The sequence below is a fragment of the Lentibacillus sp. CBA3610 genome (assembly GCF_013373365.1).
Taxonomy (GTDB): domain Bacteria; phylum Bacillota; class Bacilli; order Bacillales; family Amphibacillaceae; genus Lentibacillus.
The window spans coordinates 1,215,552-1,229,794 of sequence record NZ_CP035925.1 but is presented as its reverse complement, the minus strand read 5'-3'; the positions used below and the strand labels follow the sequence as shown (position 1 = coordinate 1,229,794).

The following is a 14,243-nucleotide window of genomic DNA, read 5'->3' as shown; positions in this document are numbered from 1 at the left end:
GAAAAACCTTGTTCCTTTTTAAATCCGGCCTCATGGACAAGCGAACGGAATTTGAATTTCTTCATCGCTTTTTGTATAATGGAATCAATCGAAAATCCGTGAGATTGAAAGACATTTTCGATTTCTTTAACTTTTTTCCGCATGATAACACGTCCTTTTTGGATAGTTTGGATTGGGTACCTTAATTATACCAAAAAACCAGTGTTCATGCGGGTTTTGTATGCCTTTTTTCTGGTTTGAAAAAGGGTTTTTTTATTGGTTTTTCGGGGTGCGAAACTTAAGTAATTATTTCATGAGCCGTTCGACGATAGCTTTGGACAGTTTGCCGCTGGGATACCTGAATGGAATATCGAATTTGGTGGTCTGTTTTAAGATACTTTTTCGGTGTGAGAAGGTATCAAAGCTGTATCTGCCATGATAGGCGCCCATACCACTGTTCCCGACACCACCGAATGGCAGGTGGGGGTTGGCCAGGTGATAGAGTGTATCATTAATGCAGCCGCCGCCAAAGGATACGCTTGTCATGACTTGCTGCTGTTTTTGTTCATTTTCGCCAAAATAGTAAAGGGCGAGCGGCTTTTCCATCTGTTTCATGTCTGAAATAACATCATCAAGTGAACGGAATGTCATCACAGGTAACAGCGGACCGAAAATCTCCTCTTGCATAATGGCATCATCCCAATTTATCTTATCCAAAACGGTCGGTTCAATGGATAACTTTTCCTCATTGACGCTGCCACCATGAACAATATCACCATCCGTCAGAAAAGCATTAAGCCTGTCAAAATGATCTTTGCCGACAATTCGGACATAATCGTCATTTTGGAGCGGCTTTTTGCTGTAGAATGATTTGATATGTTTTTTCATCGCTCTAAATAGTTTTAATTTAACTTTTTCATGGACATAAACATAATCCGGAGCAACACATGTCTGGCCGGCATTGGTGAATTTGCCCCAGATAATTCGTTTGGCTGCCAGATCAACCTTTGCATCTTTATCAACTATGACTGGGCTTTTGCCGCCGAGTTCCAGTGTGACCGGTGTCAGGTATTTGCTTGCTTGTTCCATGACGATTTTGCCGACATTTGTGCTGCCGGTGAAAAAGATATAATCCCACCGCTGTTCCAATAGTTGCTGACTGACCTCTTTGGCACCTTCAATAACAGTAAAATAGGCCTCATCAAATGTTGTCCGGATCATGTCTCTAAGGATGGCGGATGTTGATTGCGTAAATTCGGATGGTTTCACGACAACGGTGTTTCCGGCTGCAATAGCGCCAATTGCAGGAGCGATGGCCAAATGCAGCGGGTAATTCCATGGTGCCATAACCAGGGTAACACCATAGGGTTCTTTTTGAATGTAACTTTTACTGCCTTTGTGCGTGACAGGTGTTTCTGTTTTTTCAGGCTTCATCCAATTCTTCAGGTGTTTCAGTGCAAAGTCGATTTCGGTATACAGGAACCCTAACTCGGTTGTGAATGCCTCATACTCGGATTTGTTCAAGTCATTTTTCAGCGCTTGGTAAATTTCTTTTTCATAGCTTTTTAACATTTCTTTCAACGAGATCAACTTTTGCTTCCGAAATTCGTACTCCAGTGTCTCACCGGTTTGAAAAAAGTTTCGCTGCTGATTGATGATTTTCTCCATTTCGTCTATCTTCCCCATGCAATAAACGCCTCCTATTTGGATTCAATTATGACCTGATGAAAATCATTTGCAAGCTCTGTTTCCGGAAATACTTCACGGGCTTCATCCACAAGCCCATCATCATCCCCTTGCTGGTAACGTGATGAAATGTGCGTTAGTATGAGTTTTCCAATATTGCTTTTTCTTAGCCAGAATTAGCTGCCTGTTTCGTTGTTGAATGAAATAGGCCTTTGCCTGCTCCCTCTTTTTCCTGGCCAAAACGTTGCCCTCATGAACGAGCAATCGGATCCTTGTACAAAGGATTCATTTTCATCCGGTGAACGTGTGTCACCCATTATTGTCACAACACGGCCTTTTTTAGCTGGACCGAGATAATCGTTGCGATGGATAATCTTGCCGTCATCTATCTCGACAACATCATTCGTTTTGATTTCCTGATAGATAGGACCTGGCTCAATCCCGATCGTTTTTAATTTATCCACCAGCAATTTTCCGGGTTTGTCTTTTTCAGTTATCCTGAAGCCAAAACTCGGAATGCCGTGCTCCAGCTTTTTGCAGGAGACACTAAATTGTTCATCCTCGAGTAATATCCCTTCCGTAAATTCAACAATGGAAAGGGGATAAGTAAGGGTTGTGCCACTGACAGCCAGACTTGTTTCAATATTAATCCTTTATGCCTCAGGGCCATAAACGGTTTAAAAGGTCCTCACCCCTTGAAACGATCGGCTGCTTAATAACCCCGGCAATCCGAAAATATGATCGCCATGCATATGGGTAATGAAAATTTTCGTGATTTTACGAGGTTTAATGCGCGTTCGTAAGATTTGGTGCTGGGTGGCCTCACCGCAATCAAACAGCCAAATGCTGTTTTGTTCCTGCAATAGTTTCAATGCGATTGATGATACGTTTCGTTCTTTGGAAGGGACACCGGAACCTGTCCCGAGAAAAACGAGTTCCATTATTTCCAACCCCGTTCGTACTGTTTTGGTGCAGGCAATGTTTCGTTTAATTCATCGGCGGCAGCTTTTGCCCAATATGGGTTCCGCAGCAGGGAACGACCAATCAGAACAAGGTCGGCGCGATTATTTTGTAAAATTTCCTCGGCCTGAATCCCCGTTGTAATCAGCCCAACCGCACCGGTTGCAATGGATGCTTCTTGTTTGATCGTCTCGCAGCGTTTCACCTGATAGCCCGGGAACGGCTTGATGGAAGCAGGCACAACACCGCCGGAGCTGCAGTCAATCAGATCGATGTTTTGCTGTTTCATTTGTTCGGCGAAATAAAGGATGTCATCCAGTGTGTTGCCGTCCTCAGCATATTCATCCGTCGATATGCGGACGAAAAGCGGTCCGTCCCATACGGTTTTAACTGCTTCAATGACCTGGGACAGGAAGCGGCAGCGATTTTCTCTGCTCCCGCCGTAACTGTCTTCACGCTGGTTGGTCAACGGTGACAGAAACTGATTGATTAAATAACCATGGGCACCGTGAATCTCAATGATATCAAAACCGGACTCTTTAGCACGTCTTGCCCCTTCTTTAAATGCTTCAACCGTTTTGTCAATGTCCGCTGCAGTCATTGCGGTTGGTGTTTTCGAATTTTCGTTGAATGCTTGGGCTGACGGTGCATAGATATCCGAATCGAGCCGTGCTTTCCGGCCTGCATGGGCTAACTGAATGCCTGTCTTTGCACCGTAATTATGGATCTGTTCATTTAAGTGCTTTAACCCATCGATATGCTCATCGTCCCAGATACCTAAATCTTCATGGGAAATCCGGCCTTCAGGTACAACGGCTGTGGCTTCGGTCATAATGAGCCCCGCCTGACCGACTGCCCGGGAAATGTAATGGGTCATGTGGAAAGGTGTTATTTTTCCATCCTGGTCCATACACGAATACATGCACATTGGTGACATAACAATCCGATTTTTAAGCTCAACGTTACGAAATTCAATAGGTGTGAATAATTTGGTCATGACGATTCCTCCTGATTTATTTCATTGATTGATGGTTAAAGTGATCACGGTACTTGACCGCTGTTTTCGGGGTGTCGGTAAAAATCCCGTCACATTCAATGGAAAAGCAGTGCAGCAATTGTCTTGGCTTGTTTACTGTATATGCACGCACCGTCATATTTTCCTGATGGCACTTATCGACTAGAAGCTGATTGAGATGCCGGTATTGAATGTGTATCGCATTAGCGCCCAAATCTTTGGCAGCCGGCACAATATTTTTGTGACGTCTTGATGTTAACAAGGCTACCCCGACATTCCGATTCAGATGTTTGAGCCGTTTTACGCTGGTTGGATTAAATGTTGACAATATAGTACGATGTAATAGGTGATAATATGATAGCCTGTCATAAACGATATGTTCCAAGTGGTTATAATCTATTTTATTATTTTTCAATTCAATATTTAAATATAATGGCTTATCATGAATCCATTTGATCAATTCTTCCAATGATACAATCCGGGCTCCGGCAAATTCAGGTGAAAACCAGGAACCTGCATCAAGCTGCTTTAATTGGTCAAACGTATAATCGTTTATGTACCCGGTACTGTTGGTTGTTCGTTTAACATTTTCATCATGCATTAAAACCGGGATATGATCTTTAGTCAGATGCACATCTGTTTCGATTCCACCTGCACCCTGCTGATAAGCAAGGTTAAAAGCAGCCATTGTATTTTCAGGTGCGTATTTGCTCGCACCCCGATGCGCGAAGATATTTGTTGACAATTAACTCACCTCTTGTTTGATTGTGTTTTATTTTTCATCATAAGTCAATTTCTTTACAACAGCAGGATCTTTATCCCGCCTTAACTGGCTGAACCGAAAACGAGGAGGGACCCTATGAAAAACTGGCAGACGAAAGAGCAATTAATTTATTTATTAACGTCACTGGTCAATCATCAAAGCATTACCGGCAGCAATGCAGAAATTGCCCTGGCGGAGTATTTGCAGCATTTACTGGCACAAAAATCCTATTTCCGGGAAAACCCGGCTCATTTGCAATTGCATCCGCTTGAAGATGGACGGCGGCTTCTCACCGCATTTGTGAAAGGGAACGATTCATCAGAAACCGTCATCCTGCTAAGTCATTTCGATGTGGTTGGCGTGGATGATTATGGTTCATTAAAAAACCTTGCCTTTTATCCAGAGGAATTGACAAAGGAAATGGCATATATAAAAGAACGGCTGCCGGAAGCAGTACAAGCTGATATAGCATCCGGTGACTGGCTGTTCGGCCGTGGCACAATGGATATGAAGGCCGGGCTCACCTTACATCTCGCCATGCTGGAAAAAGCGATGGATGGTGAATTTGACGGGAACATTCTGCTGTTGTCAGTCCCTGATGAGGAAGTCAATTCTCAAGGGATGATGACCGCGCTGCCTGTTTTGGAGCAATTGAAAAAAGAAGAGAACCTGATTTATAACGCGTGTTTGAATGGGGAGCCGATGTTCAGCAAGTATCCCGGTGACAGCCATTATTATGTTTATGCCGGTTCGATCGGAAAAGTTTTACCCGGTTTTTATTGCCACGGGAAAGAATCCCATGTCGGCGAACCGTTTGCCGGTATTAATCCGAATTTAATGGCGAGTTTCCTGTCACAGGAGCTCGAGTTAAATATGAAGCGTTTATTGAAAAAGTGGGTGATGACGTGACACCACCCCCTGTCAGTCTGATGCAGCGTGATTTGAAAGAAGCCTATTCGGTGCAGACCCCGGATGCAGCTATTGCCATGTACAATGTTCTGTTTTTGCAGCAGTCCTTTAAGGAGATCAATGAAAAACTTTTGACGGGTGCCAGGAAAGCCGCCGGGAATATTGAAAACTATGTGCAGCAAAAATCAGACCATTTTGCCAATGTGGCTGATGATTTTACCATGCCGAAATTCCGCATCAATGTCATGATGTATGAGGAATTGTATAGAGAAGCGGTCAAACGTCATGGGGAAGAGGAAGTGACACGCAGGCAAAATCTGCTCGTCAGTCAGCGTGATCAGGGGGGATCGTGATTTTTCGACGACACTGGTACAGGAGCTTGCCGCCATGTGTAAAGATCTGGCGCCTATGATTGTGCTGTTTTACAGTCCGCCATTTTATCCGGCCGTTTCATCTTTCAGTGATCCATATATTAAACATGTAATGGCGCACGTAAAGAATTATACACATGCCAATTATAACCTTGATTTGACCGTGTCCGAATTTTTCACCGGGCTTTCTGACTTAAGTTTTGTCGGTCCTGTTTCCTCCAACAGTAAATTGCAGCAGTTAACGGCTAATATGCCATTGCAGAATAATGGATTTTCGTTCCCGGAGGATGTGATGGAGCAGCTGACCATGCCGATTTTAAATATCGGACCACTGGGAAAAGATCCGCATCAATGGACAGAACGACTGGCGTTGACCTACAGCTTTGAGTACTTGCCATCGATATTGACTGAAGCCATTCACCGATTGTTTGAGAAAGAATAGCTGACTTTTTTCTGAGAAAAGTATATAATAGTCATCACAGACTGAATCGCTATTCATTTTTGGGGGCCAGTAAATCATGAAAGTATTGGATAAAACAATCAGCCAGCTGACCATACCGACACCATTTGCGGTTGGTGACGTTCACGTATATTTACTGAAAGGGGACACACTGTCGATTATTGATGCTGGTGTTAAAACGAAAGAAGGATGGGAAGCATTAAAAACGCAATTAAATGAATTGGGTTATACGCCAAATGACGTTGAACAGGTCATTTTAACCCATCATCATCCGGACCACATTGGTTTGATTGAAGCGTTTCCGCGTGCTGAAACGATGGCAGCGCATCGGAATGCTGATTTATATTTAACACGTGATGAAACGTTTTTCGCGGAATATGAGCAATTTTTCCGGCAGTTTTTTGTTGCCTGTGGTGTATCGGGTGAACTGATGCCGGGACCCGGTGAATTGGGCGGGACATTGAAATTTGCAGGAACGGGAAAGCTGACAGATACGCTGGATGAAGGGGACAGATTGCCCGGTCATGATGATTGGCAGGTTATCGAGACAAAAGGGCACGCACAGAGCCATTTGTCCTTTTTCCGTGAAAGTGACGGTGCCCTTATCGCAGGTGATCATTTGCTTCATCACATTTCCCCGAATCCGCTTCTGGAAGCACCAATTGGAAGCGATGTGCGTCCGAAACCAATGCTGCAGTACCGCAACAATCTGAAAAAGTGCCAGTCACTTGACATTCAGATGGTATATCCCGGACATGGCAGAATTTTTTCGGATGTGAATGACGTGATTTCTGTAAGCCTGCAGAAACAGGAGAGGCGGGCGGAAAAGGTATATACATTTTTACAGGAAAAAGCCCAAACACCGTTCGAACTGTGTCAGCAGCTTTTTCCGAAACAATATGAAAACCAGCTGAACCTGACCATGTCCGAAACAATCGGACAGCTCGATTATCTTGAAAATGAAGGGCTTGTCACAACGACGCTTAAGAACGGCGTTTATGTGTATGATGTCACGAAATAGCAATTGATTTGAAATCGGCCATTGCCGATTTCTTTCATCCTCTGACCTCCGACCTCTGGCATCCGGCCTCTGCTACGCCTGGTGTCCGCCGATTTTGCTGCTCCGTCCGATTGTGATGCCTGCATCGGTGTAACTGGTTGCCCGGAGTATGGCGGTGGAACCATATTTGGCACGAATGGCATCCATGACGTAGCCAATATCTTTTTTCTTTGGCTTATCATCAAAAAGATTCAATTGTGTTTCGCCGTCTTCGTATAAGTTATCAAGTGTTACATAGACATGCCGGATATCACTGACGCCGTCGTAGAATTCATGAAATAACTGCATGCACGTACCGTAGACATCCATGGTGATATTGGTCGGCAGGCTGACAGATCGTGACCGGCTGAAGCCGCCGCCCGTTTCTTTCGCGTACGAGATACCGAGGTGCACGGTCCTGCCGGCTTTATTGGCACTTCTGGCACGCCGGCACGCTTCTTCACATAAATCAAGAATGCAAATGGCAACCTCATCCCCGGAATAATCACGCAGTAGTGAGATGCCGTGTCCGAATCCTTTCTGTTCCGTTTTGGTAAAGTTGCCGAAGACGGGACTCAAATCGATCCCCCATGCATGCCAATAAAGCTGCTCACCCATGATACCGAATCGTTTGGTTAATTGCTGTAAAGGAAATTTAGCCAGCTGCCCGAGTGTGACAATCCCCATCCGGTTTAAGTTGCGCTGCATCCGCCGGCCGATTCCCCACACGTCCTGCACCGGAAATGGCCATAATTTTTCTCTGACATCTTCATAGGTGCACTCTGCTATACCGTGCTTTTTGGCGTGCAGATCCATAACGACTTTAGCCAGGAATTTATTATCGCCGATCCCGATGGAGCAGGTGATCCCGAAGTTTTCCAGGATATCTTGTTTGATGTTTCCCGCAACCCGCCACCGGTCACCGAATAGTTTTTCCAGCCCGTTCACAGTTACCCAGACTTCATCAACCGAATACTGGTGAATGGCTTCTTTTGGAACATATTGGTTAATCAATTTGGTAATTTCCATTGATACTTCCAGATAATCAGCCATATGTGCCGGTGCAATGACAATATCGGGATCATCAGGCAGTTCGAAAAAACGGCTGACATTGCTGATGCCGTGTTTTTTCTTCAGGGCTGGTGAGGCGGCGAGAACAATACTTCCCGATCGGTTGACATCTCCCACGACGGCAAGCTGGACGGTCATCGGATCAAGTCCCTGCTTGACCGCCTCAACACTGGCATAAAATGAACGCATATCAATACAGAGCACATCATTCCGCGGGTAATTGGCATAATCCATCATCATTCACCTCGTAAAAGGAACGTTTGTTCTGTTATTATATGCCTATAATAGAATATTATCAATGGAAATTCATGACATTTGACCTAAATAGGACCCCTCCTTCACTACTACAATCGTATTCAAACACGAAAAAGGGGCATGAAAAAAATAAATTTTTCACGCCCCCTTTTTTGAAAAACTTTCGATTGTAACAGTGAGAGGGGGTAAAGAGGGAACTATCGATGATTCGTATATTTAATGGCTTTTGTAATGCTCTGTATGTTCCGGTATGTTTCATCGGTCAACGTCGACTGGTCGAAATCGGTATTGTCATCAACCTGACTGACGGAACTGGCACCAAAAACAGCACTCGCAACGGCAGGATGTTTCAATATATAGCTTAAAGCAAGAGCATTCAGTGAGCCATCACCATTTACGTGTTCAAGCTCATTGTGAATGGATTTCAGCTCATCATACGAATAATCGAGAAAACCATCTTTGCCTTTTGTCTCAATGTGTTCATCTGCCCGGTCGCTGAGCATTCCTTTTGCCAATGGCCCCCGTGCCAGGACGCTGATGCTGTTTTCATGGAGAAGATCGAGTATTTCTTCTTCCGGCCGGCGATCGAGCATATTGTACTGCATCATAACCGCATCAATGTTCGAACGTTCGACATATTCACGGATGACGTTCGGACGGATGGAAGAAATGCCGTAAGCCCGGATAAGGCCTTCTTGTTTCAGATTTTCAAACGCTTCAATCGATTCATCGATTGGATCATCTATCGTGCCGCCGTGCAGCATGTAAAAATCGATGTAATCCGTGCCCAATCGATGAAGGCTGTCTTTAACACCTTGTTCAATATGTTCTTTGGACGGATCCCAGAACCAGTCCTGCTTTTCTTTACTAAAGTTGTTACCGACTTTGGTCGTTAAAACGACTTGATCCCGTTTGCCTTTAATCGCTTCACCGACAATTTCTTCATTTCGGCCGAAGTCATAAAGGTCTGCCGTATCCAGATGATTAATGCCAGCATCGAGGGCGCGGTCGATAATTTCCTTTGCCTTTTGATTATCCGTTCCCAGCGACATACAGCCAAGTGTCAGTTCGGAAATAGATAAATCCGATTGTCCCAGTTGGTTCTTTTTCATCGTATCAGCCTCCAATATGTTCGTCTGATTCTATTGTAGAAAAGACATTGCAGCAAATACAACCATTAAGATATGATAGAATAATTAATAAGCGTTCAGAAAAGGATGACCACAATGAAAAAATTTGAAGAAAAAACAATCCATACAGAAAACATATATAATGGAAACGTCGTGAAACTGCAGGTGGATGACGTCTCACTTCCGGACGGAAAAACCTCTAAACGGGAACTGATCAAACATACCGGAGCGGTAGGCATCATTCCGATTACAAACGATAATAAAATTGTTTTTGTGGAACAATACCGGAAACCGCTGGAAAAATCACTGGTCGAGATTCCGGCCGGGAAATTGGAAGAAGGGGAAGATCCGTCTGTGACCGCACTGCGTGAATTGGAGGAGGAGACCGGGTATACAGCCGGCACACCAAGGTTTATAACATCATTTTATACATCACCCGGATTCGCTGATGAAATCATGTATCTGTATATAGCAGACGACCTTGAGACGGTGGAGAATGCTGCCGCCGGTGATGATGATGAATTTATCGAACGAATTGAATTGACACTGGATGAAGCAAAGCAATATGTGGCAGACAAACAAATCCATGACGCGAAAACAAACTATGCCATACTGTATTTAGACACACTTGAAAGGATGTAGGCGATGCTGAAATCGTTTTTTGCTGATATGCACATTCACATTGGCCGGGATATGTACAACCATCCGGTCAAAATCACCGGAGCTAAAACATTGACCCTGACAAATGTTCTTAAAGAGGCAAGCCGGAATAAGGGAATCCATATGGTCGGCGTGATTGACAGCCATGCACCGGCCGTCCAGCAGGAATTGAAGGAACTTATGGAAACGGGTCTCGCCCATGAACTTGAAGATGGGGGAATCCGGTTTGAAAATGCCACCCTCATACTCGGGTCGGAAATCGAAGTTTATGATGAAAACTGTCAGGGGCCGCTCCATGTCCTGTGCTTCCTGCCAACGCTTGCTAAAATGGAAAAATTTTCGGAGTGGCTGACAACGCGAATGAAAAACATTACATTAAGTTCCCAGCGCTATTACGGAACAGCAAAAGATCTGCAATATAAGGTGAAAGAGCTTTCGGGCATATTTATCCCCGCCCACGTGTTCACACCATTTAAGAGTATGTACGGGAAGGGCGTGCACACGTCACTGAACGAAGTGTTTGATGCTGACTTAATAGACGGGATCGAACTGGGGCTCAGCTCAGATACAGCCATGGCCGATCAAATCGGCGAACTCCATGACTTTACGTTTTTATCAAATTCTGATGCACATTCGCTTCCGAAGATTGCCAGGGAGTACCAGGCAATTAGGATGGAAGAACCTTCATTCAAGGAATTTTATTGGGCGTTGCATAATATCAATGAACGACAGGTAAAACGAAACTTTGGCATGAATCCCCGTCTTGGTAAATACCATACCACCGTTTGCAGCCAGTGCCTTGAGCCCTTATCTGCCGATGCGGCCAAATGCCATCGCTGCGGGTCAACCAAAATTGTCAAAGGTGTATTTGATCGAATTCAGGAATTAAAAACTAACCATGAAGAAAAACGAAATCGGCCGCCATATTTATACCAGGTACCACTGGAATATTTGCCGGCGCTTGGGCCTAAAACGTTTAAAAAGTTGCTTGACCATTTCCAGACAGAAATGAATGTGATCCATTACGCTTCTTTTGAGGATTTGAAAGAAATCATACCCGAAAAACTAGCAACATCGATTATAAATATGAGACAAGGTAAATTATCAATCAAAGCCGGTGGCGGCGGAAAATACGGGACAGTCACAACATCTTAATAAAAGCAGTAAAAAATAAATTGGTATTTTTACAAGGAATTCTTCATAGTTTCTAATAGAACCTGTTCAAACATAAGTCCGATGCAGGAGGAGACATTACGAATGATGGAGGATTCCAATGTATAATAAGCGCACACTATTAATCGACCATATAAGAGAACATGCTACCATTTATATTTTTATGACAATCCTGTTTTTAACCGGCGTCATTTTTGGCGCTATCATTGTTAACAGCATGAATTTTGTCCAAAAGCAGGACTTATTCTTTTATCTTGAGCGTTTTTTTGGCGATATAGCTGATGACGGAAAAATAAACAGCAGTGACGTACTGCAGAGCAGTTTCCTGTATCATGTGAAGTATCTGTTTATGCTGTTTATTTTAGGACTGTCTGTCATCGGACTTCCGGTCGTATGGATTTTACTGTTTTTAAAAGGCTTAGTTGTCGGTTTTTCTGTCGGTTTCATCGTTAATCAGCTTGGTCTGGACGGCCTTTTTCTTGCAGCCCTTTCAATTGCACCGCAAAATTTGCTGATTATTCCGGTTTATATCGTTGCCGGCAGTCTATCCATGCTTTTCTCTCTGACATTATTAAGAAAGCTTTTTGCACGGAGGATATCCCAGCCTGTTCTCCAGCCTCTGGGAAGATATGCGACAGTATTCGCTTCATTAATGGTGTTTTCCCTGGCTGCAGCTGCTTTGGAAGCCTATGTGGCAAATGGCGCAATGGAAATGTTAATACAATCCCTTTATAATGAGTAACAAATATTATATAATAATAATTATAAATAACAAATTATAATTATTATACTTTGACACGTTATACCTGTGAGCATATAATAAAGTTGGGGATTACAGGGAGGAGAGTTGCCATGGAACACCGAATTGAACAGATAAAAAAACAGCTCCATGCACAGAGTTACAAGCTCACGCCGCAACGGGAAGCCACAGTCAGGGTATTGCTGGAGCGTGAGGAAGATCATCTTAGTGCTGAGGATGTCTATCTGCTGGTAAAAGAAAAAGCGCCGGAAATTGGCCTGGCAACTGTTTATCGGACACTTGAATTATTATCGGAATTGGAAATTGTTGATAAAATTAATTTCGGCGATGGTGTTTCGCGCTATGATCTTCGTAAAGAGGGCGCAGAACATTTTCATCATCACCTTGTTTGTACCGAATGCGGTTCTGTTGAAGAAATAGTTGAGGACCTTTTGGGAGATGTTGAAAAAATAGTCGAAAAAAACTGGAGCTTTCAAGTGAAAGACCATCGATTAACTTTCCATGGAGTTTGCAAGCAATGCCAGGAAGTTATGGTTAAATCGACAAGTTAATAAAAGTGAGTCTCATAAGCCTTTTTCTTCATGGGAAAAAGGTTTTTTATGCTCCGAAGTTTATAGATTTTTTCAGGTAAATAATTGACGGATGTTGTTCTCATTTACATTTCGGGTAAAATGGGTTATTTTGGTGGTGACAGGACAAATTATGTCAGTTTTAAGGTATCATGTATATTGTCAGCCTTTTTTGGCATATCTTTTAATAATGAGTGTCCAAAAAGAGATTGAGCACTTTTGGGACAACCTCTAAATGGCTATGTAAAAGAGGTGACCGGTTTTATGAAACACTTGATATGGGATACATTAAAGGTGTTTGTGATTTTCATAACTTGTACATGTTTGTTCTATATTGGATTAAGATACATGCATACCGAATATGAACAATTTCATCGCTACGATCCGCCTGAGGGACCGTCTGTCAAAGTTTTTGAAACAGAAGATGACAGTTTCTTTGACCGTCTGAATTTATTTTTTCGATTAGGGGAGTAATGACGATGCTCAAGCCCGCTTTTGATGATTTTTTCCATTATTTATTAGTGGAACGGGGGGTCTCTGATAATACATTAACATCTTATCAGCGAGATCTGAAAAACTATATGCAATATATTGAGAAAGTGAGCCGAAAAGCAGAATGGAACGACATAGGGCGGACAGATATCTCGGCTTTTCTGTATAAATTAAAGGAAGATGGTAAATCACCGGCTACGATTGCACGAACGATTTCGTCAATCCGGGCATTCCACCATTTCCTGATCCGGGAACAGCTTGTTGACCATGATGCGAGTATACATATTGAAACACCGAAACAGGAGCGAAAACTGCCTGGTACGTTATCGTCACAAGATGTAGAAGCTTTATTGGCAATTAATGCTAATACCCCTTTGAAAGTTCGTAATAAGGCGATGCTTGAATTAATGTATGCGACGGGTTTGCGCGTCACGGAATTAGTGTCATTAAAGGTGAGCGACCTGCATTTGACGATGGGGTTTGTGCGTTGTATGGGAAAAGGTTCAAAAGAAAGGATTGTCCCGCTTGGTGATGTGGCGAAAAAGGCTGTGGATGATTATCTGCAGAACGCCAGGAGGCACCTTGTGAAACGCGGACAGGATCAAAATGCGCTGTTTGTTAATCAGCATGGGAGACCGTTATCCCGCCAAGGATTCTGGAAAATCTTAAAGGGGATAACACGTGATGCAGGGATTCGAAAACAGATTACGCCCCATACGTTAAGGCATTCATTTGCGACACATTTACTGGAAAATGGGGCAGATTTGCGGTCCGTTCAGGAGATGCTCGGTCATAGTGATATATCAACAACGCAAATTTATACACATATTACAAAAACCAGATTAAAAGATATCTATCAATCGTATCATCCGCGGGCCTAGTTTATGACAGGCGGGGTTCTCAGTTTGCTGATTCACCAGGGATTAAGGGTTTTTGCAGTTTGAGAGGTCA

At 43.5% G+C, this 14,243-nt stretch carries 12 protein-coding genes and 2 pseudogenes; 8 read left to right on the top strand and 6 right to left on the bottom strand.

The window, feature by feature from the left end; all coding sequences use genetic code 11:
• Positions 1–285 precede the first annotated feature (285 nt).
• The 4 genes and pseudogenes from Len3610_RS06245 to Len3610_RS06230 form a co-directional block, all read right to left on the bottom strand.
• Complete coding sequence (locus Len3610_RS06245) at positions 286–1,665, bottom strand: aldehyde dehydrogenase (RefSeq protein ID WP_176447192.1); 1,380 nt, start codon at positions 1,663–1,665, stop codon at positions 286–288.
• Positions 1,666–1,679: 14 nt separating this feature from the next.
• Positions 1,680–2,606, bottom strand: a pseudogene (gene rnz, locus Len3610_RS06240) (ribonuclease Z).
• The gene (gene namA, locus Len3610_RS06235) at positions 2,606–3,622 is read right to left on the bottom strand and encodes an NADPH dehydrogenase NamA (protein ID WP_176447191.1); all 1,017 of its coding nucleotides are present in this window, start codon (positions 3,620–3,622) and stop codon (positions 2,606–2,608) included. The pseudogene rnz and the gene namA overlap by 1 nt, the downstream one beginning before the upstream one ends.
• A gap of 16 nt (positions 3,623–3,638) precedes the next feature.
• Positions 3,639–4,385, bottom strand: a complete 747-nt coding sequence (locus Len3610_RS06230) for a glycerophosphodiester phosphodiesterase (RefSeq protein WP_176447190.1) — start codon at positions 4,383–4,385, stop codon at positions 3,639–3,641.
• A 114-nt stretch (positions 4,386–4,499) separates the two neighbouring features.
• Between Len3610_RS06230 and Len3610_RS06225 the strand changes: the two are divergent.
• Together Len3610_RS06225 and Len3610_RS06220 are read left to right on the top strand one after the other, a co-directional pair.
• Positions 4,500–6,125, top strand: a pseudogene (locus Len3610_RS06225) (M20/M25/M40 family metallo-hydrolase).
• A 76-nt stretch (positions 6,126–6,201) separates the two neighbouring features.
• Entirely contained in the window at positions 6,202–7,164 is a 963-nt protein-coding gene (locus Len3610_RS06220) for an MBL fold metallo-hydrolase (protein WP_176447189.1), read from the top strand.
• 72 nt (positions 7,165–7,236) lie between these two features.
• On the opposite strand, the gene Len3610_RS06215 is transcribed toward Len3610_RS06220, so the two are convergent.
• Positions 7,237–8,487 carry a DNA polymerase IV gene (locus Len3610_RS06215; RefSeq protein WP_176449574.1) on the bottom strand — a complete coding sequence of 417 codons (1,251 nt, stop codon included), beginning with the start codon at positions 8,485–8,487 and terminating at the stop codon, positions 7,237–7,239.
• Positions 8,488–8,705: 218 nt separating this feature from the next.
• Positions 8,706–9,620 (bottom strand): aldo/keto reductase, encoded by a 915-nt coding sequence (locus Len3610_RS06210; RefSeq protein ID WP_176447188.1) that lies wholly within the window; start codon positions 9,618–9,620, stop codon positions 8,706–8,708.
• 114 nt (positions 9,621–9,734) lie between these two features.
• On the opposite strand from Len3610_RS06210, the gene Len3610_RS06205 reads away from it, so the two are divergent.
• The 6 genes from Len3610_RS06205 to xerD all read left to right on the top strand — a co-directional run bounded on the left by Len3610_RS06205 (position 9,735) and on the right by xerD (position 14,173).
• Entirely contained in the window at positions 9,735–10,280 is a 546-nt protein-coding gene (locus tag Len3610_RS06205; protein ID WP_176447187.1) for an NUDIX hydrolase, read from the top strand.
• 3 nt (positions 10,281–10,283) lie between these two features.
• Complete coding sequence (locus Len3610_RS06200; RefSeq protein ID WP_176447186.1) at positions 10,284–11,453, top strand: endonuclease Q family protein; 1,170 nt, start codon at positions 10,284–10,286, stop codon at positions 11,451–11,453.
• 118 nt (positions 11,454–11,571) lie between these two features.
• The gene (gene spoIIM / locus Len3610_RS06195) at positions 11,572–12,213 is read left to right on the top strand and encodes a stage II sporulation protein M (protein ID WP_176447185.1); all 642 of its coding nucleotides are present in this window, start codon (positions 11,572–11,574) and stop codon (positions 12,211–12,213) included.
• A gap of 110 nt (positions 12,214–12,323) precedes the next feature.
• Positions 12,324–12,782: a ferric iron uptake transcriptional regulator gene (locus Len3610_RS06190; protein ID WP_176447184.1), complete on the top strand. Its 459-nt coding sequence runs from the start codon at positions 12,324–12,326 to the stop codon at positions 12,780–12,782.
• Between the two features lie 282 nt (positions 12,783–13,064).
• Positions 13,065–13,274 (top strand): YqzK family protein, encoded by a 210-nt coding sequence (locus Len3610_RS06185; RefSeq protein ID WP_176447183.1) that lies wholly within the window; start codon positions 13,065–13,067, stop codon positions 13,272–13,274.
• Positions 13,275–13,279: 5 nt separating this feature from the next.
• Positions 13,280–14,173 carry a site-specific tyrosine recombinase XerD gene (gene xerD / locus Len3610_RS06180; RefSeq protein ID WP_176447182.1) on the top strand — a complete coding sequence of 298 codons (894 nt, stop codon included), beginning with the start codon at positions 13,280–13,282 and terminating at the stop codon, positions 14,171–14,173.
• Positions 14,174–14,243 lie beyond the last annotated feature (70 nt).